This is a genomic window from Pseudomonas sp. Y39-6, assembly GCF_023651955.1.
GTDB lineage: Bacteria > Pseudomonadota > Gammaproteobacteria > Pseudomonadales > Pseudomonadaceae > Aquipseudomonas > Aquipseudomonas veronii.
Map to the genome: position 1 here is coordinate 1,344,866 of NZ_CP069594.1, position 26,244 is coordinate 1,371,109.

Annotated in this window: 23 protein-coding genes and 1 pseudogene; 17 read left to right on the plus strand and 7 right to left on the minus strand. The window is 63.2% G+C overall.

Going from position 1 to position 26,244, the window contains the following annotated elements:
* Positions 1–65 precede the first annotated feature (65 nt).
* The 8 genes from lepA (at position 66) to tadA (ending at position 8,201) form a co-directional block, all read left to right on the plus strand.
* On the plus strand, positions 66–1,865 hold the full coding sequence (gene lepA, locus JN756_RS06085) for a translation elongation factor 4 (protein ID WP_017844542.1): 1,800 nt from the start codon (positions 66–68) through the stop codon (positions 1,863–1,865).
* 5 nt (positions 1,866–1,870) lie between these two features.
* Complete coding sequence (gene lepB / locus JN756_RS06090; protein WP_046384586.1) at positions 1,871–2,725, plus strand: signal peptidase I; 855 nt, start codon at positions 1,871–1,873, stop codon at positions 2,723–2,725.
* 147 nt (positions 2,726–2,872) lie between these two features.
* Entirely contained in the window at positions 2,873–3,562 is a 690-nt protein-coding gene (rnc, locus tag JN756_RS06095; protein WP_046384585.1) for a ribonuclease III, read from the plus strand.
* Positions 3,555–4,457, plus strand: coding sequence for a GTPase Era (gene era, locus JN756_RS06100; protein WP_003210432.1), 903 nt, complete (start codon positions 3,555–3,557; stop codon positions 4,455–4,457). The genes rnc and era overlap by 8 nt, the downstream gene beginning before the upstream one ends.
* Before the next feature lie 156 nt (positions 4,458–4,613).
* Positions 4,614–5,303 (plus strand): DNA repair protein RecO, encoded by a 690-nt coding sequence (recO, locus tag JN756_RS06105; RefSeq protein WP_017844545.1) that lies wholly within the window; start codon positions 4,614–4,616, stop codon positions 5,301–5,303.
* A gap of 52 nt (positions 5,304–5,355) precedes the next feature.
* A complete protein-coding gene (gene pdxJ / locus JN756_RS06110) occupies positions 5,356–6,099 on the plus strand; it encodes a pyridoxine 5'-phosphate synthase (protein ID WP_017844546.1) in 744 nt (247 codons plus the stop codon).
* Positions 6,100–6,321: 222 nt separating this feature from the next.
* The gene (locus JN756_RS06115) at positions 6,322–7,704 is read left to right on the plus strand and encodes a multicopper oxidase family protein (RefSeq protein ID WP_102617542.1); all 1,383 of its coding nucleotides are present in this window, start codon (positions 6,322–6,324) and stop codon (positions 7,702–7,704) included.
* On the plus strand, positions 7,704–8,201 hold the full coding sequence (gene tadA, locus JN756_RS06120; RefSeq protein ID WP_046488595.1) for a tRNA adenosine(34) deaminase TadA: 498 nt from the start codon (positions 7,704–7,706) through the stop codon (positions 8,199–8,201). Before JN756_RS06115 ends, tadA begins: the two co-directional genes overlap by 1 nt.
* A gap of 140 nt (positions 8,202–8,341) precedes the next feature.
* Here the strand turns inward: tadA and cmoB are convergent, their stop codons facing one another.
* From cmoB to JN756_RS06150, 6 genes are all read right to left on the minus strand, one after another.
* Positions 8,342–9,298 carry a tRNA 5-methoxyuridine(34)/uridine 5-oxyacetic acid(34) synthase CmoB gene (gene cmoB / locus JN756_RS06125; RefSeq protein ID WP_046384583.1) on the minus strand — a complete coding sequence of 319 codons (957 nt, stop codon included), beginning with the start codon at positions 9,296–9,298 and terminating at the stop codon, positions 8,342–8,344.
* Entirely contained in the window at positions 9,295–10,038 is a 744-nt protein-coding gene (gene cmoA / locus JN756_RS06130) for a carboxy-S-adenosyl-L-methionine synthase CmoA (RefSeq protein ID WP_017844550.1), read from the minus strand. Before cmoA ends, cmoB begins: the two co-directional genes overlap by 4 nt.
* 36 nt (positions 10,039–10,074) lie before the next feature.
* Entirely contained in the window at positions 10,075–10,731 is a 657-nt protein-coding gene (locus JN756_RS06135; RefSeq protein ID WP_046384582.1) for a lysoplasmalogenase, read from the minus strand.
* A 1-nt stretch (position 10,732) separates the two neighbouring features.
* Entirely contained in the window at positions 10,733–11,122 is a 390-nt protein-coding gene (locus tag JN756_RS06140; protein ID WP_017844552.1) for a protease inhibitor I42 family protein, read from the minus strand.
* 191 nt (positions 11,123–11,313) lie between these two features.
* Entirely contained in the window at positions 11,314–13,734 is a 2,421-nt protein-coding gene (lon, locus tag JN756_RS06145) for an endopeptidase La (protein WP_017844553.1), read from the minus strand.
* A gap of 154 nt (positions 13,735–13,888) precedes the next feature.
* Complete coding sequence (locus JN756_RS06150) at positions 13,889–14,878, minus strand: GntR family transcriptional regulator (protein WP_046384581.1); 990 nt, start codon at positions 14,876–14,878, stop codon at positions 13,889–13,891.
* 350 nt (positions 14,879–15,228) lie between these two features.
* Here JN756_RS06150 and JN756_RS06155 point away from each other — a divergent pair, with 350 nt between their 5' ends.
* The 9 genes and pseudogenes from JN756_RS06155 to JN756_RS06210 all read left to right on the plus strand — a co-directional run bounded on the left by JN756_RS06155 (position 15,229) and on the right by JN756_RS06210 (position 23,548).
* Positions 15,229–16,560: an amidase gene (locus tag JN756_RS06155; protein ID WP_201021925.1), complete on the plus strand. Its 1,332-nt coding sequence runs from the start codon at positions 15,229–15,231 to the stop codon at positions 16,558–16,560.
* 12 nt (positions 16,561–16,572) lie between these two features.
* Entirely contained in the window at positions 16,573–17,451 is an 879-nt protein-coding gene (locus JN756_RS06160) for a polysaccharide deacetylase family protein (RefSeq protein ID WP_046384579.1), read from the plus strand.
* A 160-nt stretch (positions 17,452–17,611) separates the two neighbouring features.
* Positions 17,612–18,952: an MFS transporter gene (locus tag JN756_RS06170; protein WP_017844557.1), complete on the plus strand. Its 1,341-nt coding sequence runs from the start codon at positions 17,612–17,614 to the stop codon at positions 18,950–18,952.
* Between the two features lie 10 nt (positions 18,953–18,962).
* Positions 18,963–19,724: an SDR family NAD(P)-dependent oxidoreductase gene (locus JN756_RS06175; RefSeq protein WP_017844558.1), complete on the plus strand. Its 762-nt coding sequence runs from the start codon at positions 18,963–18,965 to the stop codon at positions 19,722–19,724.
* Between the two features lie 37 nt (positions 19,725–19,761).
* Positions 19,762–20,511, plus strand: coding sequence for an SDR family NAD(P)-dependent oxidoreductase (locus JN756_RS06180; RefSeq protein WP_017844559.1), 750 nt, complete (start codon positions 19,762–19,764; stop codon positions 20,509–20,511).
* A gap of 13 nt (positions 20,512–20,524) precedes the next feature.
* The gene (locus JN756_RS06185; protein ID WP_017844560.1) at positions 20,525–20,824 is read left to right on the plus strand and encodes a hypothetical protein; all 300 of its coding nucleotides are present in this window, start codon (positions 20,525–20,527) and stop codon (positions 20,822–20,824) included.
* 112 nt (positions 20,825–20,936) lie between these two features.
* Positions 20,937–21,251, plus strand: a pseudogene (locus JN756_RS06195) (GTP-binding protein); the annotation flags it as partial.
* A 153-nt stretch (positions 21,252–21,404) separates the two neighbouring features.
* A complete protein-coding gene (locus JN756_RS06205) occupies positions 21,405–22,379 on the plus strand; it encodes a CobW family GTP-binding protein (RefSeq protein WP_046384577.1) in 975 nt (324 codons plus the stop codon).
* Positions 22,376–23,548: an ABC transporter substrate-binding protein gene (locus tag JN756_RS06210; protein WP_026139746.1), complete on the plus strand. Its 1,173-nt coding sequence runs from the start codon at positions 22,376–22,378 to the stop codon at positions 23,546–23,548. The genes JN756_RS06205 and JN756_RS06210 overlap by 4 nt, the downstream gene beginning before the upstream one ends.
* A gap of 62 nt (positions 23,549–23,610) precedes the next feature.
* Here the strand turns inward: JN756_RS06210 and JN756_RS06215 are convergent, their stop codons facing one another.
* On the minus strand, positions 23,611–26,022 hold the full coding sequence (locus tag JN756_RS06215; protein ID WP_046384576.1) for a glucose/quinate/shikimate family membrane-bound PQQ-dependent dehydrogenase: 2,412 nt from the start codon (positions 26,020–26,022) through the stop codon (positions 23,611–23,613).
* Positions 26,023–26,244 lie beyond the last annotated feature (222 nt).

A 26,244-nucleotide genomic window follows, 5' to 3' on the forward strand; every position in this document is an offset into this window, starting at 1 on the left:
TCAGGTACAATTCCCGGCTATTTTTCAGCGGGCAGTCTGCCTGCAGCCTTTTTGAGTGTTGATCCGTGAGTGATTTGAGTCATATCCGCAATTTCTCCATCATCGCCCACATTGACCATGGCAAGTCGACGCTGGCCGATCGATTCATCCAGATGTGCGGCGGCCTTGCCGAGCGTGAAATGGAAGCCCAGGTACTGGACTCCATGGACCTCGAGCGCGAGCGCGGGATCACCATCAAGGCCCACAGCGTGACTCTGTACTACACCGCCAAAGACGGTATCAAGTACCAGCTGAACTTCATCGACACCCCCGGCCACGTCGACTTCACCTATGAAGTCAGCCGTTCCCTGGCGGCCTGCGAAGGCGCGCTGCTGGTGGTGGACGCGGGGCAGGGCGTCGAAGCCCAGTCCGTGGCCAACTGCTACACCGCCATCGAGCAAGGCCTGGAAGTCATGCCGGTGCTGAACAAGATCGACCTGCCGCAGGCCGATCCGGACCGCGTGAAGGAAGAAATCGAAAAAATCATCGGCATTGACGCCACCGACGCCGTCGAGTGCAGCGCCAAGACCGGCCTGGGCGTCGACGAAGTGCTCGAGCGCCTGGTCAAGACCATCCCCGCGCCTACCGGCAACATCGAAGATCCGCTGCAGGCGTTGATCATCGACTCCTGGTTCGACAACTACCTGGGGGTTGTCTCCCTGGTACGCGTGCGCCATGGCCGTGTGAAGAAAGGCGACAAGATCCTGGTCAAATCCACCGGCAAGATCCACCTGGTGGACAGCGTCGGTGTGTTCAACCCGAAGCATACTGCCACCGTTGATCTGAAAGCCGGTGAAGTCGGCTTCATCATCGCCGGCATCAAGGACATCCACGGCGCGCCGGTGGGTGACACCCTGACCTTGAGCAGCACCCCTGACGTCGACGTGCTGCCGGGCTTCAAACGCATCCAGCCGCAGGTCTACGCCGGCCTGTTCCCGGTCAGCTCCGACGACTTCGAAGACTTCCGCGAAGCCCTGCAGAAGCTGACCCTCAACGACTCGTCGTTGCAGTACACCCCGGAAAGCTCCGACGCCCTGGGCTTCGGCTTCCGTTGCGGCTTCCTCGGCATGCTGCACATGGAGATCATCCAGGAGCGCCTTGAGCGCGAATACGACCTGGACCTGATCACCACCGCGCCAACCGTTATTTTTGAGCTGTTGCTGAAAAACGGTGAAACGATTTACGTCGACAACCCGTCCAAGCTCCCGGACCTGTCTTCCATCGAAGACATGCGTGAGCCGATCGTGCGCGCCAATATTCTTGTGCCGCAGGAGCACCTGGGCAACGTCATTACCCTGTGTATCGAGAAGCGCGGCATCCAGCACGACATGCTGTTCCTCGGGACCCAGGTACAAGTGACTTACGATTTGCCGATGAACGAAGTGGTCCTGGACTTCTTCGACCGTCTCAAATCCACCAGTCGCGGCTATGCTTCGCTGGATTACCATTTCGATCGTTACCAATCGGCTAATCTGGTGAAACTGGATGTGTTGATCAACGGCGACAAGGTCGATGCCCTGGCACTGATCGTGCACAAGGACAACGCGCACTACAAAGGTCGACAGTTGACCGAGAAGATGAAAGAACTGATTCCGCGCCAGATGTTCGACGTCGCGATCCAGGCCGCCATCGGCGGGCAGATCATTGCGCGGACTTCCGTCAAGGCACTCAGAAAGAACGTACTGGCCAAATGCTACGGTGGCGACGTCAGCCGTAAGCGCAAGCTGCTTGAGAAGCAAAAGGCCGGTAAAAAACGCATGAAGCAAGTGGGCAACGTGGAAATTCCACAAGAAGCCTTCCTTGCGGTGCTCAGGTTGGATAGTTAGGTCCTATGTCGCTAAATTTCCCGCTGTTGCTGGTCATCGCCGTTGCCGTTTGCGGACTCCTGGCGTTGCTCGATCTGGTGTTCTTCGCCCCGCGTCGGCGGGCGGCTATCGCGTCCTATCAGGGCAGCGTCAGCCAGCCCGATGTCGTGGTGATCGAGAAGCTGAACAAAGAGCCTTTGCTGGTTGAATACGGCAAATCGTTCTTTCCGGTGCTGTTCATCGTGCTGGTACTGCGTTCGTTCCTGGTGGAGCCGTTCCAGATTCCGTCGGGGTCGATGAAACCGACCCTGGACGTGGGCGACTTCATCCTGGTGAACAAGTTTTCCTACGGGATCCGCTTGCCGGTGATCGACAAGAAAGTCATCGAGATCGGTGACCCGCAGCGCGGCGATGTGATGGTGTTCCGCTACCCGAGCGATCCGAACGTCAACTACATCAAGCGTGTGGTCGGCCTGCCAGGTGACGTGATTCGCTATACCAGCGACAAGCGCCTGTTCATCAACGGCGAGTCGGTGGCCGAGAAGCTGCTGGGCGCCGAGCCGAACACCCTGGGCAGCGCCGAGCTGTATCAGGAAAAACTCGGTGCGGTGGAGCACGAAATCCGCAAGGAAATGAGCCGCTACCGCGCAATGCCCGATGGCGAATGGAAAGTGCCGGCCGGGCACTATTTCATGATGGGCGACAACCGCGACAACTCCAACGACAGCCGCTATTGGGATGATCCCACCATTCCCAAGGACCTGCTGGGCATGGTTCCCGACCAGAATATCGTCGGCAAGGCCTTCGCGGTCTGGATGAGCTGGCCGGAACCCAAGCTCAGCCACCTGCCGAACTTCTCGCGGGTCGGGCTGATCAAGTAATACAGACGGCGCTGTGATCACAGCGCCGAATGCTTTTCTGGGGCTGGGACAATTTCCGGCCTCATGCAGCACCAATCAGGATTTGAATTTGAACACTGCGTCAATCGTCGATGGCCGCCGGTGCCACCAAACAGATATGGGTAAACCGTGAGCGTTTCTCTAAGCCGTCTCGAGCACCTGCTCGGCTACACCTTCAAGGACCAGGAACTGATGGTCCTTGCCCTCACACACCGCAGTTTTGCTGGGCGTAACAACGAACGCCTGGAATTCCTCGGTGACGCCATCCTCAATTTCGTTGCCGGTGAAGCGCTCTTCGAACGCTTCCCGCAAGCCCGTGAAGGCCAGTTGTCGCGCTTGCGTGCGCGGCTGGTGAAGGGCGAGACCCTGGCCGTGCTGGCCCGTGGTTTTGGCCTGGGCGAGTACCTGCGCCTGGGCTCCGGTGAGTTGAAAAGCGGCGGTTTCCGTCGCGAGTCGATCCTGGCCGACGCCCTTGAAGCGCTGATCGGCGCCATCTATCTGGATGCGGGCATGGAAGCGGCCAAGGCGCGCGTCACCGCCTGGCTGACGTCCGAGATCGAAAGCCTGACCCTGGTCGACACCAACAAAGATCCCAAGACCCGCCTGCAGGAATTCCTGCAGTCCCGCGGGTGCGAACTGCCACGCTACGAAGTGGTGGATATCCAGGGTGAGCCCCATTGCCGCGTCTTTTTCGTGGAATGTGAAATCACCTTATTGAATGAAAAAAGCCGAGGTCAGGGTGTGAGCCGTCGTATTGCCGAACAGGTAGCGGCCGCTGCAGCACTGATTGCCCTGGGCGTGGAGAATGGCCATGACTGATTCAACCGCAACACGCTGTGGCTATGTCGCCATCGTCGGCCGTCCCAACGTGGGCAAGTCCACGCTGCTCAACCACATCCTCGGCCAGAAGCTTGCGATCACCTCGCGCAAGCCGCAGACCACCCGCCACAACATGCTGGGCATCAAGACCGAAGGCGCCGTACAAGCGGTCTACGTCGACACCCCGGGCATGCACAAAGGCGGCGAGAAAGCCCTGAACCGCTACATGAACAAGACCGCCTCGGCCGCGTTGAAAGACGTCGACGTGGTAATCTTCGTGGTCGACCGCACCAAGTGGACCGACGAAGACCAGATGGTTCTCGAACGTGTGCAATATGTCACCGGCCCGTTGATCGTCGCGCTGAACAAGACCGACCGCATCGAAGACAAAGCCGAGCTGATGCCGCACCTGAGCTGGCTGCAGGAACAACTGCCGAATGCCCAGATCATGCCGATCTCGGCCCAGCACGGGCACAACCTCGAAGCCCTGGAGCGTGTGATCGCCGGCTACCTGCCGGAGAACGAGCACTTCTTCCCGGAAGACCAGATCACCGACCGCAGCAGCCGTTTCCTCGCCGCCGAACTGGTACGCGAGAAAATCATGCGCCAGATGGGCGCGGAGCTGCCGTACCAGATCACCGTCGAAATCGAAGAGTTCAAGCAGCAGGGCAAAACCCTGCATATCCATGCGCTGATCCTCGTCGAACGTGACGGCCAGAAGAAAATCATCATTGGCGACAAGGGCGAGCGCATCAAGCGCATCGGCACCGAAGCGCGCAAGGACATGGAATTGCTGTTTGATTCCAAGATCATGCTGAACCTGTGGGTGAAGGTGAAGGGTGGCTGGTCCGATGATGAGCGCGCATTGCGCTCCCTGGGTTACGGCGACCTGTAAGAACACCGCAGGGCAAAAAATGTGGGAGGGGGCTTGCCCCCGATAGCAGAGTGTCAGTCACTAAATATTTTGACTGAGCCACCGCCATCGGGGGCAAGCCCCCTCCCACATTAGGTTTGTGTCGTTTTCACTAGTGCATTCCAGCAACGAGAACCCATGTCCTCAACCCCGCCTCCCAGCCAGCCCGCCTACGTGCTGCACAGCCGCGCCTACCGCGAGACCAGCGCCTTGGTGGACTTCCTCACGCCCCAAGGTCGCCTGCGCGCGGTGTTGCGCAGTGCGCGGGGCAAGGCGGGCACGTTGGCGCGGCCATTCGTGGCGCTGGACGTGGAGTTTCGTGGCAAGGGCGAGCTGAAAAACGTCGGCCGCCTGGAAAGCGTCGGCAACTCTGCCTGGCTCAATGGCGAAGCGCTGTTCAGTGGCCTCTATCTCAATGAATTACTGATCCGTCTGCTGCCGGCCGAAGACCCGCACCCGGCGGTCTTCGATCACTACGCCGCGACGCTGCTGGCCCTGGCCGAAGGCCGTCCGCTGGAGCCGCTGTTGCGCGCGTTCGAATGGCGCCTGCTCGACGACCTCGGCTATGGCTTCGAACTGAGTAACGACCTGCATGGCGAACCCATTGCCGCCGACGGCATGTATCGTCTGCAGGTCGACGCCGGCCTGGAGCGCGTTTACCTGCTGCAACCCGGCCTGTTCCAGGGCACCGAGCTGCTGGCCATGAGCGAAGCCGACTGGAGCGCCCCCGGCGCCTTGTCCGCCGCCAAGCGCCTGATGCGCCAGGCCCTGGCCGTGCATCTGGGCGGGCGGCCGCTGGTCAGTCGCGAGTTGTTTCGAAAGCCCTGACAACCCCGTGTATGCTGTGCAGCGTTTCTTTCCCCTTTTCAGGAGCGCTTCCGTGACCACCAGCAATCGCATTCTTCTCGGCGTCAATATCGACCACGTCGCCACGCTGCGCCAGGCCCGGGGCACCCGTTACCCAGACCCGGTCAAAGCCGCGCTGGACGCCGAAGAAGCGGGCGCCGACGGCATCACCGTACACCTGCGCGAAGACCGCCGTCACATCCAGGAGCGCGACGTGCTGCTGCTCAAGGACGTGCTGCAAACCCGCATGAACTTCGAAATGGGCGTCACCGAAGAAATGATGGCGTTCGCCGAGCGCATCCGCCCGGCGCATATCTGCCTGGTGCCGGAGACCCGTCAGGAACTGACCACCGAAGGCGGCCTCGACGTGGCCGGCCAGGAAGCGCGGATCAAGGCTGCGGTGGAGCGTCTGTCGCAGATCGGCAGCGAAGTCTCGCTGTTCATCGACGCCGACGAGCGCCAGATCGAAGCCGCGCACCGGGTCGGTGCGCCGGCCATCGAATTGCACACCGGGCGTTATGCCGATGCGACCACGCCGAGCGAAGTCGCTGCCGAGTTGCAGCGCATTATCGACGGCGTGGCCCAAGGTCTGCGTGAAGGCCTGATCGTCAACGCCGGCCATGGCCTGCATTACCACAACGTCGAAGCCGTGGCGGCGATCAAGGGCATCAACGAGCTGAACATCGGCCACGCGCTGGTGGCGCATGCGCTGTTCGTCGGTTTCAAAGGTGCGGTCGCCGAGATGAAGGCCCTGATCCTGGCCGCTGCCAAACACTAAAAGCAATGAAGATCCAATGTGGGAGGGGGCTTGCCCCCGATAGCGGTGTGTCAGTCAACTCATCTATAGCTGACCCACCGCAATCGGGAGCAAGCCCCCTCCCACATCAGTCCTCGGTGTTTTTGGCATGCGGCAATGCGAAGTCTTACTGTTTAGCCGTCGCAGGTGTATCGTATCTGCCCTTTGCAGGCCCTCGGCCCGCAGCAGATACGTGAGGTTGTTGTGTCCCGATCCTTTTCCCGTCGACAAATCCTGGGTGGTCTTGCCGGCCTGGCCGTAGTGGGCGTCGGTGCCGGTGGCGGCTACCGCTACTGGCTGGGGAAAGTCGCCGAGGCCGAGGCGGGACACGACTACGAACTGATCGCCGCGCCCCTCGATGTGGAACTGGTACCGGGGCACAAGACCCAAGCCTGGGCGTTCGGCCCGTCGGCCCCCGGCACCGAGCTGCGCGTGCGCCAGGGCGAATGGCTGCGGGTGCGTTTCATCAACCACCTGCCGGTCGCCACCACCATCCATTGGCATGGCATCCGCCTGCCGCTGGAAATGGACGGCGTGCCCTACGTCTCGCAATTGCCGGTGTTGCCCGGCGAATACTTCGACTACAAGTTCCGCGTGCCCGACGCCGGCAGCTACTGGTATCACCCCCATGTGAACAGCAGCGAAGAACTCGGCCGTGGCCTGGTCGGCCCGCTGATCGTGGAAGAGCGCGAACCCACCGGTTTCAAGCACGAACGCACCCTCAGCCTGAAAAGCTGGCACGTCGACGAAGAGGGCGCCTTTGTCGCCTTCAGCGTGCCCCGTGAAGCGGCGCGTGGCGGTACGGCCGGGCGCCTGTCGACCATCAATGGCGTGGCCCAGGCGGTGATCGATTTGCCGGCCGGGCAGATCACCCGCGTGCGCTTGCTCAACCTCGACAACACGCTGACCTATCGCCTCAATATTCCCGACGCCGACGCGCAGATCTATGCGCTGGACGGCAACCCCATCGAGCCGCGCCCCTTGGGCAAGGAATACTGGCTCGGCCCGGGCATGCGCCTCTGCCTAGCGATCAAGGCCCCGCCGGCGGGCGAAGAATTGTCGATCCGCAACGGCCCGGTGCGCCTGGGCACGTTCCGTTCGGTGGCCAACGCCGACGCGCCGAGCGCATGGCCGCCGGCGCTGCCCGCCAATCCGATCAGCGAGCCGGACCTGGCCAACGCCGAGAAACTCAACTTCAATTTCGAATGGGTCGGTTCGGTGTCGGTCAACGTCGACAACGGCAAACCGCCGAGCCTGTGGCAGATCAACGGCCAGGCCTGGGACATCACCGACAAGGCCTGCGCCGACCGCCCGATTGCCAGGCTGGAGAAGGGCAAGAGCTACATCTTCGAACTGAAAAACATGACCCAATACCAGCACCCGATCCACCTGCACGGCATGAGCTTCAAGGTGATCGCTTCGAACCGCCACACGGTGATTCCGTACTTCACCGACACCTACCTGCTGGGCAAGAACGAACGTGCCCGCGTCGCGCTGGTGGCGGATAACCCGGGCGTGTGGATGTTCCACTGCCATGTGATCGACCACATGGAAACCGGCCTGATGGCCGCCATCGAGGTAGCGTGATGCGCCAGTTTCGCCCCACGGCGATCATCGACCGCAGCCGCGACCAGGACTTCATGCGCGAAGCCCTGGCCCTGGCGGCACAGGGCGCGGCGTTGGGCGAAGTGCCGGTGGGCGCGGTGCTGGTGCAGGACGGTGTGATCATCGGCCGTGGCTTCAATTGCCCGATCAGCGGCAACGACCCCAGCGCCCATGCCGAAATGGTCGCCATCCGCGCCGCCGCCCAGGCGCTGAGCAACTATCGCCTGCCCGGCAGCACGCTGTATGTGACGCTGGAACCGTGCAGCATGTGCGCGGGCCTGATCGTGCATTCGCGCATTGCGCGGGTGGTCTACGGCGCACTGGAGCCGAAGGCGGGGATTGTGCAAAGCCAAGGGCAGTTTTTTACCCAGGGCTTTCTCAACCATCGGGTGCTGTTTGAAGGCGGGGTACTGGCCGAGGAATGCGGGGCGGTGTTGAGCGAGTTCTTCAAGGCCCGCAGAGCCAAACCAGCCCTCTAAAGAACACTGATGACCAAATGTGGGAGGGGGCTTGCCCCCGATAGCAGTGTGTCAGTCAGCTTATCTATAGCTGACCCACCGCCATCGGGGGCAAGCCCCCTCCCACATTTTTGATCTCCATTTTTTCAGGGAGATTGGGGTCACTTCCTGGCGATGATCACCGCCCGCATCGGCGCCGGCAGCCCTTCGATGGTCTTGCTGTGATCGTCCGGGTCGAGGAAGTCACTCAGCGACTGATACTTCATCCACTCCGTCCCCCGCTGTTCCTCCACCGTGGTCACACTCACATCCACACAGCGCACCTCACTGAACCCGGCCCGGCGCAGCCACAGCATCAACGCTGGCACCGATGGCAGGAACCATACGTTGCGCATCTGCGCGTAGCGGTCTTCCGGCACCAGCACCTGTTGCTGATCGCCTTCGATCACCAGCGTTTCCAGCACCAGTTCACCGCCTTTGACCAGGCAGTCTTTCAGCGCCAGCAAATGCTCGATCGGTGAGCGACGGTGGTAGAACACGCCCATGGAAAACACAGTGTCGAAGCCTTCCAGGTTCGCCGGCAAGTCCTCGAACGGGAACGGCAGGTGCCAGGCGTTCGGCGCCGACAGGTAACGTTGCACCGCCTGGAACTGGCAGAAGAACAGCCAGTTCGGGTCCACGCCGATCACACTGTCGGCACCGGCGCCGAGCATGCGCCACATGTAATACCCATTGCCGCAGCCTACATCGAGAATGCGCTTGCCCTTCAGGTCCAGGTGCGGCGCGACCCGCGACCACTTCCAGTCCGAACGCCATTCGGTGTCCACATGCACGCCGAACAAGTGGAACGGGCCCTTGCGCCACGGGCACAGGCCCATCAATGCGCTGTGCATCTGCGCGCGCGTGGCGTCGTCGCAATCGCTGTCGAGGGTCAGGCCATTGAGCAAATCGACTTCGCTGGGCTGGATCTTCGGCAATGCATCCAGCGCGCTCTGCCAGCGCTCCAGGTCGCCATGCCCCTTTTCCATCTTGCTATCGAGTTGCGCTTGCAGGCCCTGGGCCCACACGGCCAGGGGAGTGCCGACCAGATGGCGGGCGAGGGGGGACAGATCAATCATGGCAAGGCAATCAACGAGGCAAAGTTAAGACACTGGAACCACGGCACGACTTTCGAGAACCCGGCCGCCAGCAGGCGTTCGCGGTGTTCTTCGAGGCTGTCGGGCTTCATGACGTTTTCGATGGCGCTGCGCTTCTGGGCGATTTCCAGCTCGCTGTAGCCGTTGGCGCGTTTGAACGCGATGTGCAGGTCAGTGAGCAGCGCGTGTTCTTCAAGGTCATTGAAGCGCAGCTTTTCCGAGAGGATCAGCGCACCGCCGGGCAACAACGCCTGGCGGATGCGCCCGAGCAACGCCAGGCGCTGATCGGGGGCGATGAATTGCAGGGTGAAGTTCAGCGCCACCACCGAGGCCGGCTGGAACTGCAGCGCGAGGATATCGCCCTCGATCACCTGGACCGGCAGCAACTCCTGGAACATCGAGTCCTGGCCATTGAGGTACTCGCGGCAGCGCTCGACCATCGCCGTCGAATTATCCACCGCGATGACGTGGCAGCCGTCGGTACGCACGTGGCGGCGCAACGCCTGGGTGACCGCGCCGAGGGAGGACCCCAGGTCGTACAGCACACTGTTGGGCTGGGCGAACTGCGCGGCGAGCACGCCGAGGTTTTCGACGATGGTCGGATAACCGGGCACCGAGCGCTTGATCATGTCCGGGAACACCCGCACCACGTCTTCGTTAAAGGCGAAGTCCGGCACCTGGGGCAGGGGCTGGGCGAATAGGCGATCGGGTTCTTTGCTCACGGTTGTTCCGGCGACGAGGGGGGAAAGGCGGGCATTTTAGCCAAGTTGCTCCTTGGATGCGCGGGTTGTCTGATGGAACGCCGAGGCGGTGATGCCCCATTGGCCGAGCCAGTAAGTGGCGATCAGCAGATACGGCGCCGCGTCGAAGCTCAGCACAAAGCGATTGATACCGATCAGCGTGTCGGAAACCACAAACGATACGGCCCCCGCCGCCGCCAGTAGCGCCGAACGCTTGGGCACCGCGCTGCCCAGTCGCGCCAGCGCCCGCCAGAGCATCGCGCTGATCACCAAGGCGTAGACCACCACTGGAATCAGCAAGTCGCCGAGGCCATGGGCGATCAGGATGCTCAGCAGCATCGCGCCGACGCCCAGCGCCAGCACCAACGGCAGCCATGCCAAGCGTCGGCAGTCGCTGAAATAGGCTTTGAGGTACGCCAGGTGCGCGCACAGAAACGCGCCCAGGCCAAAGATAAACAAGTCGCCCGGCCACGCCAGCAACACATCGCCGACCAGGGAGAAAATCAGCCCCAGGCTGATCCAGCGTCGATAGTCGCTCGGCGGCGCATCATGCAGCCAGCCCAGCAGCGCCAGCACCGGCAACGGTTTGACCAGCAGGCACAGTAACGCCGCGTGGACGGTCAGGCCGTAGATAAAGGTGCCGGCGCCCATCAACGCAAGAATCAGCCATGGCATATCAGTTCACCGTGATGGCGCAGTCGAAGGTCTCGGCCGGTTCGGCTTCAGGTTCCCAGGGTTGCTGGGAGGTCAGGCGCAAACGGCCCTGGCCGGCCGCAAAGGCCTGGAAGCGCCAGGTGGACTGGCCGCCGCCGCCGATCACGCCGGATTCTGTGCTGCTGTAGACCTCGGGCCCCAGGGCGCGCAGCACGCCGCCGGCGGAATCCTGGATGGCCCAGCGGTAGCCGGTGGTGGGGTTGCTTGGCAGGGTCAGGATCAGGTTTTGTCCGTTTTTGAGCTGGAGCGGGCAGGCGCTCTGTTTTTCCACGCTGACGTTTTGCTGCGGGGCACTGGCGCACGCGGCCAGCAGGGCAAGGCTCAAGGGGAGAAGCAGGCGGGCAGCGGTCATGAAGACTCCGTTGATGTGCGACGAAGGGCGAGCATAACCGAAGATGCGACAGGGTGTGACAAGAGGGCGGCGACGGACGCCATCGCGCGCAAGCCCGCTCCCACATCTTGGCCGCCTTCCAAAGGATGTACTCGGTCAAGTGTGGGAGCGGGCTTGCGCGCGATGACGCCCGCCCAAGCGCTAAAGGACGATCAGAACAGCACCTTGGCCACGTCCGCAAAGCGCTTGGCGAAGTGCACGGTCATCCCTTCCTTCAGATACTCCGGCAATTCCTCAAAGCTGCCGCGATTCGGCTCCGGCAAGATCAGCTCGTGAATCTTCTGGCGCCGCGCCGCGATCACCTTCTCACGCACCCCGCCAATCGGCAGGACATGCCCGGTCAGCGTCAGCTCGCCGGTCATGGCCACGCCTTTCTTCGGTGGCTGGTTGCGTGCCAGCGACAACAGCGCACTGGCCATGGTCACGCCGGCGCTGGGGCCGTCCTTCGGTGTGGCGCCTTCGGGGACGTGCAGGTGGACGAAGGCTTCATCGAAGAACTTCGGATCACCGCCAAACGATTTCAGGTTGGAGCTGACGTAGCTGTAGGCGATTTCAGCGGATTCTTTCATCACCTCACCCAACTGCCCGGTGAGCTTGAAGCCGCGGTTGAGCGTGTGGATGCGGGTCGCCTCGATCGGCAGGGTCGCGCCGCCCATGCTGGTCCAGGCCAGGCCGGTGATCACGCCGACGCCAGACAGCACTTGTTCGTTGCGGAACACCGGGATGCCCAGGGAGCTCTCCAGGTCCTTGGTGCCGATCTTGATCACCGCGTCCGGCTCATCCAGCAGCTTGACCACCGCCTTGCGTACCAGCTTGCCCAGTTGTTTCTCCAACTGGCGCACCCCGGCTTCGCGGGCGTAGCCGTCGATCAATGCGCGCAGGGCGCCGTCGCTGATGGTCAGGCTGTTTTTCGACACGCCGGCTTTTTCCAACTGCTTAGGCCACAGGTGGCGCTTGGCGATGGCGACTTTCTCTTCGGTGATATAGCCCGACAGGCGAATCACTTCCATGCGGTCCAGCAGGGGGCCGGGGATCGAGTCGAGGGTGTTGGCGGTACACACGAACAGCACTTTCGACAGGTCCAGGCGCAGGTCCAGGTAGTGGTCGAGGAATTCGACGTTCTGTTCCGGGTCGAGGGTTTCCAGCAGCGCCGAAGCCGGGTCGCCCTGGAAGCTCTGGCCCATCTTGTCGATCTCGTCGAGCATGATCACCGGGTTCATCACTTCCACATCTTTGAGCGCCTGCACCAGCTTGCCGGGCAGGGCGCCGATGTAGGTGCGGCGATGGCCCTTGATCTCGGCCTCGTCGCGCATGCCGCCGACGCTGAAGCGATAGAACGGCCGCCCGAGGGATTCGGCAATCGATTTACCCACGCTGGTCTTGCCCACGCCCGGCGGGCCGACCAGCAGCACGATGGAACCGGCGACTTCGCCTTTATAAGCGCCCACCGCGAGGAATTCGAGGATACGACTCTTGATGTCGTCCAGCCCGGCATGGTGTTTGTCCAGGACCTTGCGCGCATGTTTCAGGTCGAGCTTGTCCTTGCCGTACACGCCCCACGGCACCGAGGTTGCCCAGTCCAGGTAGTTGCGCGTCACCGCGTATTCCGGCGAACCGGTTTCGAGGATCGACAGTTTGTTCAGTTCTTCATCGATGCGTTTCTGCGCCTGGGCTGGCAGCACTTTGCCTTCCAGGCGCTGTTCGAACTGTTCGACGTCGGCGCTGCGGTCGTCCTTGGTCAGGCCCAGCTCCTGCTGGATGACCTTGAGCTGTTCCTTGAGGAAGAATTCGCGCTGGTGCTCGCCGATCTTGCGGTTCACCTCGGCGGAGAGTTCTTTTTGCAGGCGCGCGACTTCAACTTCCTTGCGCAGCATCGGCAGGACTTTTTCCATGCGTTTGAGCATGGGCACGCAGTCCAGCACTTCCTGCAACTCATTGCCGGTGGCGGAGGTGAGGGCGGCGGCGAAGTCGGTCAGCGGCGACGGGTCGTTGGGGCTGAAGCGGTTGAGGTAGTTCTTCAACTCTTCGCTGTACAGCGGGTTGAGCGGCAGCAGTTCCTTGATCGCATTGATCAGCGCCATGCCGTAGGCCTTGACCTCATCGGTCGGCTCGGTCGGCTGGTGCGGGTATTCGACTTCCACCAGGTACGGTGGGCGATGGTGCTTGAGCCAGGTGCGAATCCGCACGCGGGTCAGGCCCTGGGCGACGAATTGCAGTTTGCCGTTTTCGCGGCTGGCGTGGTGGACCTTGACCAGGGTGCCGTACAGCGGCAGCGCGGAGGTGTCGAAATGCCGCGGGTCTTCGGGCGGCGTGTCCATGAAGAACAGGGCCAGGGAGTGATGGTCGGATTTGCTCACCAACTCCAGGGTTTCGGCCCACGGCTCTTCATTGACGATCACCGGCAACACTTGCGCCGGGAAGAACGGTCGATTGTGAATCGGGATGATGTAGACCTTGTCCGGCAGGTTCTGCCCAGGCAGGGCCAGGCCGGTATTGGACGAGTGAACCTCGGCGTTTTCAGGGTCGGCGTATTCGTTGGCGTCGTAATCGGGGGTATCTTGCTGGTCGCTCATGGGGCACCTGCATCAGGAAGTATGCAAGTTAGATGGGGCGGGCCAGCGGCGGTTTCAATGGCGGGGGCTAGATAGCAACATATTGCATGAAATTACTGCAGAGACTCGGTCAAGGTGGGAGGGGGCTTGCTCCCACAAGGTTAACCGCATGCCGTCAGCTGATTTTGTGCAGGTAGGCGGGCAGGGGCTGTTCCGGCAACACCGACAACACCTTCAACCGCTGCAACATCCGCTGCCGCGCCCGTTGCAGGTGCTCGCGCAGGTTCAACGCCGCCGCATCGAACGCGCCGTGCAGCAACAATTCAAGGATCAAGCGGTGTTCGGCGAGCATCGCCGGGTCGGCGCCGATCCCCAGCAAGCGATAGAAAATCCGACTGATGATCATCGGGCTCTGGCCCTGGCGGATCAGCGCGGCGATCTTGCGGTTCTGCAGGCCGGCGAGGCAGCGTTGGTGCAAGTCTTCTTCGATCTGCTCGATGGCTTCCAGGCTGCATTGCGGGCTGTCCTGGGCGTCGAGCACGCGTTGCAACATGGCTTCGAGCAGCGCGCGGTCAAGGTTCGGCGCGCTCTGGCGCAGCGCTTCGGGCTCCAGGCAGGCGCGCAGTTCGTAGTCTTCGGTGACTTCCCGCGCCGTCAACGGCCCGGCCAGCCATTGGGAGTAGGGCTCTTTTTCCACCAGGCCACGGTCGCGCAGGCGCATCAGCGCTTCACGCACCACTGCGCGGCTGACGCCATAGTGGTCGGCGGCGGCTTGCTCATCCAGGCGATAATGGCCAAAGGCTATGCAGGTGGACAGCGCCGCGCCGATTTCCTCGACGATCCGCTCGCCCAACGGCCGTGTATCCACCAACTCGTCCTCGTCGTTCAGGCCCAGGTGCGCAGCGCTCAGCGGCAGGCGCAGCGGTTCCATGGCCACGCCCTCGGGGTTGATCAGGTAACCGCGCCCGTTGAAACGGCAGATCAACCCTTCGGCATGCAGCAGGTCCAGTGCCTTGCGCACCGGCACGCGGCTGGTGCCGAACAATTCGGCCAGCGGCGCTTCGAGCAGGACCAAGCCGTGGCGGGCGGTGCCGTTGACGATCGCGTCACGCAAAAGCTGGTGAATCATCGCGTAACGGGAGGCCGAGGCGGACACTGCTTTCATCGTGTTCTCTGAGGTAAAGAGGTCTGGTGTATGTAGGACGAAGCCGGGGATTCTCTCATAGATGCGCCTGTCACTCCGCGCCACGTCGGTGGCACTTTTTTGGGGCCTTGAATCTAGGACTGTTACTTTTCTGCACTAAAATGTACTTATTAATAAAAGATACATTATTGGCTTGGGTGTGCGTTGCAGAGTCCGCGCCAGGTTTTTTTGCTTCCTACAAAACCATCTAGCCCGGCGCTCTGGTCGATAAAGCGCAACCGCGGGAAAAGTCATCGACACAGACTGGCACGAAAGCTGCCTTTATTAAATGTACATTTTATTAATATGTACGTTTTATGAGGGTCAACCTGATGTCAGACGCCACTTCAATGGCCGAGGATTTCGCCAGCGGTCGTAGCGACCCGGTGCAAGCCCTCGAACAGGCGCTCGACCACGCGAGCCGCGCGGCCGCGGTGTTTATCACCCTGACCGCCGACCGCGCCCGCCGCGAAGCCGAAGCCGCCGCCGCCCGGTGGCGCGCCGGCCAGCCCTTGAGTGTGTTCGACGGCGTGCCCCTGGCCTGGAAAGACCTGTTCGACGTGGCCGGCAGCATCACCACCGCCGGCGCCGCCTACCGCCGCGACGCGCCCGCCGCCTTGCTCGATGCGCCGAGCGTGGGCCTGTTGTGCCGCGCCGGGATGGTCAGCGTGGGCAAGACCAACCTCAGCGAGCTGGCCTATTCCGGCCTTGGCCTGAACCCGCATTTCGGCACGCCGCACAACCCCCATGGGCGTGACCAGCCGCGGATTCCCGGCGGTTCGTCGTCCGGTTCGGCGGTGGCCGTCGCCGCTGGCATCGTGCCCATCGCCATGGGCACCGACACCGCTGGTTCGATCCGCATCCCCGCTGCCTTCAACGGCCTGGTCGGTTACCGCAGCAGCAGTCGGCGCTACAGCCGCGACGGTGTGTTCCCGCTGGCCCGCACCCTCGACAGCCTCGGCCCGCTGACCCGCAGCGTGCGTGATGTGCTGGCCATCGACGACCTGCTCAACGGCCGCCGGCAAACCCATCGCGCCCGCAGCCTCAAGGGCCTGCGCCTGGTGCTTGAGCAACGCCTGCTGGATGACGTGCAACCGGCGGTGCGCAACAACCTGCTGCGCGCCGTCGAGCAACTCAACGCCGCCGGCGCGCTGATCGACGTGCGCCCGTGCGCCACCTTCCAGGCCACCCTGGAACTGATCCAGCAGCAAGGCTGGCTCGGCGCGTTCGAAGCCTTCGCCCTGCACGAAGCGCTGCTCGACAGCCCCGACGCCGCTCGGCTCGATCCGCGTGTCCGGCGCCGCCTCGAAGCGGCGCGGTCGCTGCCGGCCAGCCGCCTGATCCAACTGATCGACGCGCGTCGCCGTCTGCAACAGCAACTGGTCGACGAACTCGACGGCGCCCTGTTGATCACCCCGACCGTCGCCCATGTCGCCCCGGCGCTGGCAGCGCTGGAAGTCGACGACGAACGCTTTGCAAGCACCAACCTCGCCACCCTGCGCCTGACCATGCCCGGCAGTTTTCTCGACATGCCCGGCGTCACCTTGCCCAGCGGCTGCGACGCCCTGGGCTTGCCCACCGGGCTGCTGCTCAGCGCCCCGACGGGGGAAGACGCACGCCTGTTGCGGGCGGCGCTGTCCGTCGAATCCCAACTGACTATCTAAGGAGACACCCCCATGGCTAAAGACATCCTCTGTGCATTCGGCGTCGACGTTGACGCCGTCGCCGGCTGGCTCGGTTCCTACGGCGGCGAAGACTCGCCCGACGACATTTCCCGCGGCCTGTTCGCCGGTGAAATCGGCGCGCCGCGCCTGCTCAAACTGTTCGAGCGCTACGGCCTGCGCACCACCTGGTTCATCCCCGGCCACTCGATGGAAACTTTTCCCGCGCAGATGAAGGCGGTGGCCGACGCCGGTCACGAAATCGGCGTACACGGCTACAGCCACGAAAACCCGATCGCGATGACCGCCGAGCAAGAAGAAATCGTGCTCGACAAGTCCATCGAACTGATCACCCAAGTGACGGGCAAACGTCCGACTGGCTACGTCGCACCGTGGTGGGAATTCAGCAAGGTCACCAACGAGCTGCTGCTGAAAAAAGGCATCAAGTACGACCACAGCCTGATGCACAACGACTTCCACCCCTACTACGTGCGCAAGGGCGACAGCTGGACCAAGATCGACTACAGCCAGCACCCCGACACCTGGATGAAACCCCTGGTACGCGGCGAAGAAACCGACCTGGTGGAGATCCCGGCCAACTGGTACCTCGACGACCTGCCGCCGATGATGTTCATCAAAAAGGCGCCCAACAGCCACGGCTTCGTCAACCCGCGTCACCTCGAAGAAATGTGGCGCGACCAGTTCGACTGGGTCTACCGCGAACACGAACACGCGGTGTTCACCATGACCATCCACCCCGACGTGTCCGGCCGCCCGCAAGTGCTGCTGATGCTCGAACGCTTGATCGAACACATCCAGAGCCATGCCGGCGTGCGCTTCGTCACCTTCGACGAAATCGCCGATGACTTTATCCGTCGGCAACCGCGTACCTGATCCCCAGCCCTTGTAGGAGCGAGCTTGCTCGCGAAAAACCTGAGAACGCCGTGTGCATCCAGGATGCCCGCGTCATCGTTGATGATTTTCGCGAGCAAGCTCGCTCCTACAAGATGGGTTCAAACCGCGTAGCTGATCCCCCACCTTTGAGGCGCGATTCATGTCCATCTACAACAAGCTTGACCTGACTGGCTGGAAACCCCGGCAACTGACGTCCCAGGAAGTGCGCTTCGCCACCTGGATCGCGTTTTTCGCCTGGGTGTTTGCGGTGTACGACTTCATCCTGTTCGGCACGTTGCTGCCGGAGATCGGCCGGCACTTCGGCTGGGGCGAGGTGGAGCAAGCTGAAATCGCGACCTGGGTGGCGGTGGGCACGGCGGTGGTGGCGTTTGCCATTGGCCCCGTTGTCGACAAGTTGGGGCGACGCAAAGGGATCATCTTCACCGTGGCCGGTTCCGCAGTGTGCTCGGCGCTGACCGCGATCGGTGGGGCGTGGGGCAAGTCGCCGCTGATTCTGATCCGTTCGTTGGGCGGTCTGGGCTATGCCGAGGAAACCGTCAACGCCACGTATTTGAGCGAGCTGTATGGCGCCTCGGAAGACCCCCGACTGACCAAGCGTCGCGGGTTTATCTACAGCCTGGTGCAGGGCGGCTGGCCGGTCGGGGCGCTGATTGCCGCCGGTTTGACCGCGCTGTTGCTGCCGATCATCGGCTGGCAGGGGTGCTTCATTTTTGCTGCGATCCCGGCCATCGTGATTGCGATCATGGCGCGCAAGCTCAAGGAGAGCCCGCAGTTCCAGATCCACCAGCGCATCAGCGAGCTGCGTAAAAGCGGCGCGGTGAGTGAAGCGCAAAACGTTGCCGTGACCTATGGCGTGGACTACGACGAGCACAGCAAAGCCGGCCTCAAAGCCGCCTTCCGAGGCCCGGCCCGCCGCGCCACCCTGGTGATCGGCGCCGCGCTGTTGCTCAACTGGGCGGCGATCCAGGTGTTCAGCGTGCTCGGCACGTCGGTGATCGTCAGCGTTCACCACATCTCGTTCGAGAACTCACTGATCATCCTCGTGCTGTCGAACCTGGTGGGTTACTGCGGTTACCTCAGCCACGGCTGGATGGGCGACAAGATCGGCCGCCGCAATGTCATCGGCCTGGGCTGGATGCTCGGCGGGCTGTCGTTCGCCGGGATGCTGTTCGGCCCGAGCAACATGGCGATGGTGGTCGGGCTGTACAGCCTGGGCCTGTTCTTCCTGATCGGGCCGTATTCGGCGGCGTTGTTTTTTATCAGCGAAAGTTTCCCCACCAGCATCCGCGCCACCGGCGGCGCGATCATCCATGCCATGGGCCCGATCGGTGCGGTGGTCGCGGGGTTCGGCGCGACGCAAGTGTTGTCCGCCGGCAGCGACTGGCAGACCGCTGCCCTGTGGTTCGGCGCCGTGCCGTGCTTTTTGTCCGGCGTGCTGATGTTCGCCGCACGCCATGTGCGCCCGGAAACCGTGCAGTAAGGAGTGTTCGATGAACCGTAAAGTTGCCTTGATTACCGGTGCCGCCAGCGGCATCGGCCAAGCCCTCGCCGTGGCCTATGCGCGTTGCGGCGTGGCCGTGGTGGGCGGGTATTACCCGGCCGATCCCCATGACCCGCGCACCACCGTGTCCTTGGTGGAGCAAGCGGGCGGCGAGTGCCTGATGCTGCCGCTGGACGTCGGCGACAGCGCCTCGGTGGACGCCTTGGCGGCCCAGGCCGTGCAGCATTTTGGCCGCCTCGATTACGCGGTGGCCAATGCCGGTCTGCTGCGTCGGGCGCCCCTGCTGGAAATGACCGATCAGGTGTGGGACGAAATGCTCAATGTCGACCTGACCGGGGTGATGCGTACCTTCCGCGCAGCGACCCGGCATATGCCCGCAGGCGGTGCGCTGGTGGCGATTTCGTCGATTGCCGGCGGCGTATATGGCTGGCAGGAACACAGCCATTACGCGGCGGCCAAGGCCGGTGTGCCGGGGTTGTGCCGCTCGCTGGCGGTGGAACTGGCGCCGTTGGGGATTCGCTGCAATGCGGTGATCCCGGGCTTGATCGAGACGCCGCAATCGCTGGATGCGCAGAACTCCCTCGGGCCGCAAGGCCTGGCCAAGGCGGCGCGGGCGATTCCGCTGGGCCGGGTGGGCAGGGCGGATGAAGTGGCGTCGCTGGTGCAGTTTTTGACCAGTGACGCGTCGAGCTATTTGACCGGGCAAAGCATCGTCATCGACGGTGGCCTGACCGTGCGCTGGCCCGACTGACCCCACCTGGGTTCTGTGTTTTTTCAGGAGTTTGTGTATGCCCCAACTGACTAACCGCCGCGCCGTGATCACCGGCGCCGGCAGCGGCATCGGTGCCGCCATCGCCCGTGCCTATGCCGCTGAAGGCGCGCGCCTGCTGCTGGCCGACCGCAATGCCGTCAGCCTCGCCGAAACCGCCGTCACCTGCCGCAACCTCGGCGCGCAAGTGTTCGAGTGCCTGGCCGATGTCGGCACCGTCGAAGGCGCCCAGGCCAGTGTCGACCGTTGCGTCGAACATTTCGGCGGCATCGATATCCTGGTCAACAACGCCGGCATGCTCACCCAGGCGCGCTGCGTCGACCTTACGATCGAAATGTGGAACGACATGCTGCGCGTCGACCTCACCAGCGTCTTCGTCGCCAGCCAGCGCGCCTTGCCGCACATGCTGGCGCAGGGCTGGGGACGGATCATCAACGTCGCCTCGCAACTGGGGATCAAGGGCGGCGCCGAGCTGACCCACTACGCTGCGGCCAAGGCCGGGGTGATTGGCTTCACCAAATCCCTGGCGCTGGAAGTCGCCAAGGACAACGTGCTGGTCAACGCCATCGCGCCGGGGCCCATCGAAACGCCGCTGGTGGGCGGCATCAGCGACACCTGGAAGCGCGCCAAGGCCGCCGAACTGCCCCTGGGCCGCTTCGGCCTGGCCGACGAAGTGGCGCCGACCGCCGTGCTGCTGGCCAGCGAGCCGGGCGGCAACCTGTTCGTCGGCCAGACCCTGGGCCCGAACTCCGGCGATGTCATGCCATGAGCGGGGTATAGCCATGTGCGGACTCTGCGGGCTGCTCGGCGAAGACCTGCACTGGAGCGACCCCCTGGGCGACGAGTTGCCCCGGCGCCGCGAACGCCTGCGCCGGATCGCCGCGATCAACCAGGTGCTGGCGGTGTTCCGGCTCAAGGTCGAAGACTTCCAGGGCGCGTCGTACCTGCTGCTCGGCGCGACCGGCAAGCAGGCGTTGGCCAGCGGCCTGGATCAACTCTGGCAAGCGGCCGAAACCATGCTCGGGCGCCAGCTGGATCCCCTCGACCCGCAACTACTCGATCACTTGGAATGCCCCCTGTAGGAGCGAGCTTGCTCGCGAAAAGCCCGAGAACGCCGCGTGCATCCAGGATGCCCGCGTCATCGTTGACGATTTTCGCGAGCAAGCTCGCTCCTACAAGGGGCGGAGGTAACATATGAGTATTGCCCTCAACGTCATCACCGGCTTCCTCGGCAGTGGCAAGACCAGCTTGCTCACGCGCCTGCTGCAGGGCGAGAGCCTTGGCGACACGGCGCTGCTGATCAATGAGTTCGGCGACGTCGGCATCGACCACCTGCTGGTGGAAGAGGTGGCCTTCAAGCGGGTGATCCTGGAAACCACCGGCCTGGCCGACCCGGCGCCGATCCTCGCGACCCTCAACAACGACGTGCAACTGCGCGGGCGTGTTCATATCGGCCTGGATCAACTCTGGCAAGCGGCCGAAACCATGCTCGGGCGCCAGTTGGATCCCCTCGACCGCAACTACTCGATCACTTGGAATGCCCCTTGTAGGAGCGAGCTTGCTCGCGAAAAGCCCGAGAGCGCCGCGTGCATCCAGGATGCCCGCGTCATCGTTGATGATTTTCGCGAGCAAGCTCGCTCCTACAAGGGGCGGAGGTAACATATGAGTATTGCCCTCAACGTCATCACCGGCTTCCTCGGCAGTGGCAAGACCAGCTTGCTCACGCGCCTGCTGCAGGGCGAGAGCCTTGGCGACACGGCGCTGCTGATCAATGAGTTCGGCGACGTCGGCATCGACCACCTGCTGGTGGAAGAGGTGGCGCCGGACACGGTGCTGCTGCCCGGCGGCTGCGTGTGCTGCTCGATTCGCGGCGAACTCAAAGACGCATTGCTCAGCCTGTTGCAACGCCGCGAGCGCGGCGAGATCCCGGCCTTCAAGCGGGTGATCCTGGAAACCACCGGCCTGGCCGACCCGGCGCCGATCCTCGCGACCCTCAACAACGACGTGCAACTGCGCGGGCGTGTTCATATCGGCCTGGTCATCACCTTGGTCGACGCCAGCCACGCGGCCCTGCAGGAACGCCTGCACCCGGAATGGCTGGCCCAGGTGGCGGCGGCGGATCGCTTGCTGCTGAGCAAGACCGACCTTGTGGACGACTGCACGCCGCTGCGCCTGCACCTGCAGGCGCTGAACGCGGGCACGCCGATCCTTGATAGCCGCGACATCCACAGCGGCGATCAACTGCTGCTCGGCGCAGGTCTGCGCAGCGCCGAACCGGCCGCCGAAGTCAGGCGCTGGCAACTGCACCGGACCACCACCGCCCGCCACGGCGCCGCGCAAGTCTGCTGCCTGAGCTTCGACCGGCCGCTGGATTGGGTCGGTTTCGGAGTGTGGTTGTCGATGCTGTTAAGATGCCATGGCGAACGAATCCTTCGCGTCAAAGGACTGCTCAACGTGAACGCAAGCTCGGCCCCCATCGTCATTCATGGTGTGCAGCACTGCCTGCATGCGCCGGTCCACCTGCCAGCGTGGCCGGGCAGCGACCGCCAATCGCGCCTGGTGTTTATCCTGCGCGGCCTCGACCCGGTGCTGCTGCGCCGCTCGTTTGAGGCGTTTTCACGGCGGTTCGCGGCATGATCACCTTAAGAGTCCTCGGTACGTCGGTGACCTTGCTCGAATGCTTGCGCGTGCGGGCCGAACAGGAACTGGGCATTCGCCTGGTGTACCAGGTGCATGACGTCGAACAGGCCCAGCGCATCGCCGTGATGCAGCCCGACAGCTACGACCTGTACGACCAGTGGTTCCACAACGTCGACTTCGTATGGCCCGCCCGCGCGATCCAACCCATCGACACGCGGCGCATCGCCTTGTGGCACGAGATCAACGACCTGCCCAAGCGCGGTCGCCTGTCGCCCAGCGACCGCCTGGGCAGTGGCAGCGTGCCCAGCGAGCGGCTGTTTGTGCAGCACGATGGTAGCCTCGGCAGCACGGTCACCGAACGCATCAGCATGTTGCCGCTGACCCACAACGCCGACAGCTTCGCCTACCGCCCCGAGCGCCTGCCCGAGGCGTTCAGCCGCAGCAACGAAAGCTGGGGCTGGCTGCTCGACCCGCTGTTGCGCGCGCGCACCGCGTTGCAAAGTGACGCGGCCATCGGCGCGCTCGATGCCGCGTTGGCGGTGCAGGGCGCCGGGCTGGCGAGGTTCAGGGACATCGGCAACATGAGCATCGAAGAGATCGACGTGCTCGCCGATATCCTGGTGCGCAAGCAGAAGGAAGGGCACTTCGCGGCGTTCTGGTCCGACGATGAAGAAGCCGCGCAATTGATGCTCAGCCCGAACATCGATATCCAGAGCCTGTGGTCGCCGACCCTGATGCGCCTGCATCGCGCCGGGGTGAAGTACCGCCTGGCGGTGCCGCGTGAAGGCTATCGCGCCTGGTTCGGCGGCCTGTCGTTGTCGCGCCATGCCCAGGGCCCGGTGCTCGACGCGGCTTATGCGTACCTCAATTGGTGGTTGTCCGGCTGGCCGGGCGCGGTGATGGCACGCCAGGGTTACTACATCGGCAACCCGGCACGCAGCCGCGATCATTTGACCAGCGCCGAATGGGACTACTGGTACGCCGGCAAGCCCGCGCGCGAAGAGTTACCGGGCAGCGACGGCCTGCCGCTGATCGATATCGGCGAAGTGCGCGACGGCGGCTCCTATGAACAGCGCATGGGGCATATCGCGGTGTGGAACTCGGTGATGGATGAACACAACTACCTGGTGCGGCGCTGGGGGGATTTCATGCGCGCGCGAGGCTGATGCCAACCAAAAAAGGCGGCTACCTGTGAGGGTAGCCGCCTTTGTTTTGCTGCAGGTTTTGCTTAATCCGGCAGTTTGAACGCCATCACATAGTCACCCTGCTTGGTGCCCAGGGAGCCGTGACCGCCGGCCATGACCAGCACGTATTGCTTGCCGTCCTTGCCGGTGTAGGTCATCGGTGTGGTTTGCGCACCGGCTGGCAGGCGACCTTCCCACAGTTGCTTGCCGTTTTTCACGTCATAGGCACGCAGGTACTGGTCGAGGGTGCCGCTGAGGAAGGACACGCCACCGGCGGTGGTGAAAGTGCCGCCCAGGCTAGGCACGCCCATGGTCAGCGGGAGCGGAACCGGCGAGCTGTCGCGCACGGTGCCGTTCTTGTGCATCCAGATGGTTTTGTGGGTGGTCAGGTCGACCGCCGCCACATAACCCCACGCCGGTGCCTGGCACGGCAGGCCCATCGGCGACAGCATCGCTTCGAGGATCACGCCGTAGGGCGCGCCTTTGTTCGGCTGCACGCCTTGGGTTTCGCTGATGCGCGGGCCTTGCTTGGCAATGTCGGCGGCCGGGATCAGTTTCGATTTGAACGCCATGTAGTTCGGGTTCACGAACGCGATCTGGCGCACCGGGTCGACGGAAATGCCACCCCAGTCGAACACGCCGAAGTTACCCGGATAAACGATGGAACCTTGCAGCGAAGGCGGGGTGAACGCACCGTCGTAGCGCATGGATTTGAAATCGATGCGGCACAGCATCTGGTCGAACGGGGTCACGCCCCACATGTCACGCTCTTTGAGCGGCGGTGGCATGAAGTTCAGATCAGACTTCGGTTGCGTCGGCGCGGTGTGATCGCCCGCGACTGCGCCTTGCGGCACGGCCACTTCGTGGATCGGTACCACCGGTTGGCCGGTGGCGCGGTCCAGCACGTAGATGCTGCCTTGTTTGGTCGACGCCATTACCGCTTGTTTCACGCCGGCTTCGGTCTTGATGTCGATCAGCGAAGGCTGGCCGCCCACGTCCATGTCCCACAGGTCATGGTGGGTGAACTGGAAGGTCCACTTCACGTGGCCGCTGTCGATGTCCAGGGCGGTCAGGCCGGCGCTGTATTTTTCCGAGTCTTCGGTACGGTCGCCGCCGTATTGGTCGGGCATCTGGTTGCCCATCGGCAGGTAGAGCATGCCGAGTTTTTCATCCACAGAGAACATGGACCACATGTTCGGCGAGTTGCGGGTGTAGGTCTTGCCTTCGGCCAACGGGGTGGTGTCGTCCGGGTTGCCGCTGTCCCAGTTCCACACCAGCTTGCCGGTGTGGACGTCGAACGCGCGGATCACGCCGCTGGGCTCGTCGGTGGAGACGTTATCGGTGACGTGACCGCCGATCACCACCAGGTTTTTGGTCACCGCCGGTGGCGAAGTGGAGTAGTAACCGCCTGGGGCGAAGCTGCCGATATTGGCACGCAGGTCGACCTGGCCTTTGTCGCCGAAGTCTTCGCACATCTTGCCGGTGTCGGCGTTCAGGGCGATCAGGCGGGTGTCGGCGGTCGGCACGAAGATGCGTTTCGGGCAGGCGTTCGGCGCGGCAGCCGGGCTGGCGCTGCCGGTCGGGCTCTGTTCGGAGGCGTAGGCGGCGTCATCGTGATACGACACGCCACGGCAGGTCATGTGCGCCCAACCCTTGAAGTTTGCGGCACCTTCGGTGCTGATCTTCGGGTCGAAACGCCAGATTTCCTTGCCGGTATCCGGGTCCAGGGCAATCACCTGGCTGTGCGGGGTACACACGTAGAGCATGCCGTTGACTTTCAGCGGGGTGTTTTCCGCGGTGGTCTCGCCCGGGTCGTTCGGGCCTGGGATGTCGCCGGTGCGGTAGGTCCACGCTGGAACCAGTTTGTGGGCGTTTTCCGGGGTGATCTGCGCCAGGGGCGAGTAGCGATCGCCGTAGGCCGAACGGCCGTAGGAATTCCAGTCGCCATCGGCCTGGGTCGGCGCGGCGCTGGCCATGCCCGGTACTGCGTCGCGGTCCAGTTGGCCTTTGATTTCACCCGGGTGGGTGAATTGGCTGGCCACGGCGGCAGCGCCGGCCAGGACCACGGCCACGCTCAGCGCGCCGGTGCCCAGCGGTGCCGATTGGCCACGCAGCAACGGACGGCGAAACCATGGGAGCAGCATGACGATGCCCAGGGCGAACAGCAGTGCCAGGCGCGGTACCAACTGCCACCAGTCCAGGCCGACTTCCCACAGTGCCCACACGGTGCTGGCGAACAGTACCAGTGCGTATAGGCCTAGCGCGGCGCGGCGGGTGGCCAGCAGCAGAAGGCCGGTCAGGGTGATGCCGATACCGGCCAGCAGGTAGTACAGCGACCCGCCGAGCAGGCTCAGCTTGATACCGCCGGCCAGTAAGGCCAGGCCCATGATCAGCAGCAAGACGCCTAGCAGCCTGGGCAGTAGGCGGCTTGGGCTTGAGGCACCATCAGTGCTCATAGTGTGTTTCTCCGTGACGTTGGAATTATGTGTCCCCGTGTGTCTTCACTGTAGATGACGATTTGGCACGGGCTTGGTTCAGCGTGAGTCGGTTTTTCCTGGGGATAGCGGGGGGTATCCACAGGGGGGTGATTTATTTTTAGGCGCGGTCGGGTGTGAGACAGCGCTGTCTTTGTGGCGAGGGGTGTTCGGTAGGTTGGGGTTGACCGAGAGTGAATCGTT

Bases quoted from the DNA above. Each gene is read 5' to 3' on its own strand.
- cmoB (WP_046384583.1), bottom strand. From the start codon at position 9,298: ATGATTGATCTGTCCCCCCTCGCCCGCCATCTGGTCGGCACTCCCCTG.
- JN756_RS06215 (WP_046384576.1), bottom strand. From the start codon at position 26,022: ATGAGCACTGATGGTGCCTCAAGCCCAAGCCGCCTACTGCCCAGGCTG.
- JN756_RS06155 (WP_201021925.1), top strand. From the start codon at position 15,229: ATGTCAGACGCCACTTCAATGGCCGAGGATTTCGCCAGCGGTCGTAGC.
- lepB (WP_046384586.1), top strand. From the start codon at position 1,871: ATGTCGCTAAATTTCCCGCTGTTGCTGGTCATCGCCGTTGCCGTTTGC.
- JN756_RS06160 (WP_046384579.1), top strand. From the start codon at position 16,573: ATGGCTAAAGACATCCTCTGTGCATTCGGCGTCGACGTTGACGCCGTC.
- lon (WP_017844553.1), bottom strand. From the start codon at position 13,734: ATGAGCGACCAGCAAGATACCCCCGATTACGACGCCAACGAATACGCC.
- JN756_RS06175 (WP_017844558.1), top strand. From the start codon at position 18,963: ATGAACCGTAAAGTTGCCTTGATTACCGGTGCCGCCAGCGGCATCGGC.
- JN756_RS06170 (WP_017844557.1), top strand. From the start codon at position 17,612: ATGTCCATCTACAACAAGCTTGACCTGACTGGCTGGAAACCCCGGCAA.
- JN756_RS06205 (WP_046384577.1), top strand. From the start codon at position 21,405: ATGAGTATTGCCCTCAACGTCATCACCGGCTTCCTCGGCAGTGGCAAG.
- era (WP_003210432.1), top strand. From the start codon at position 3,555: ATGACTGATTCAACCGCAACACGCTGTGGCTATGTCGCCATCGTCGGC.
- tadA (WP_046488595.1), top strand. From the start codon at position 7,704: ATGCGCCAGTTTCGCCCCACGGCGATCATCGACCGCAGCCGCGACCAG.
- JN756_RS06185 (WP_017844560.1), top strand. From the start codon at position 20,525: ATGTGCGGACTCTGCGGGCTGCTCGGCGAAGACCTGCACTGGAGCGAC.
- JN756_RS06210 (WP_026139746.1), top strand. From the start codon at position 22,376: ATGATCACCTTAAGAGTCCTCGGTACGTCGGTGACCTTGCTCGAATGC.
- recO (WP_017844545.1), top strand. From the start codon at position 4,614: ATGTCCTCAACCCCGCCTCCCAGCCAGCCCGCCTACGTGCTGCACAGC.
- JN756_RS06150 (WP_046384581.1), bottom strand. From the start codon at position 14,878: ATGAAAGCAGTGTCCGCCTCGGCCTCCCGTTACGCGATGATTCACCAG.
- JN756_RS06180 (WP_017844559.1), top strand. From the start codon at position 19,762: ATGCCCCAACTGACTAACCGCCGCGCCGTGATCACCGGCGCCGGCAGC.
- JN756_RS06140 (WP_017844552.1), bottom strand. From the start codon at position 11,122: ATGACCGCTGCCCGCCTGCTTCTCCCCTTGAGCCTTGCCCTGCTGGCC.
- JN756_RS06135 (WP_046384582.1), bottom strand. From the start codon at position 10,731: ATGCCATGGCTGATTCTTGCGTTGATGGGCGCCGGCACCTTTATCTAC.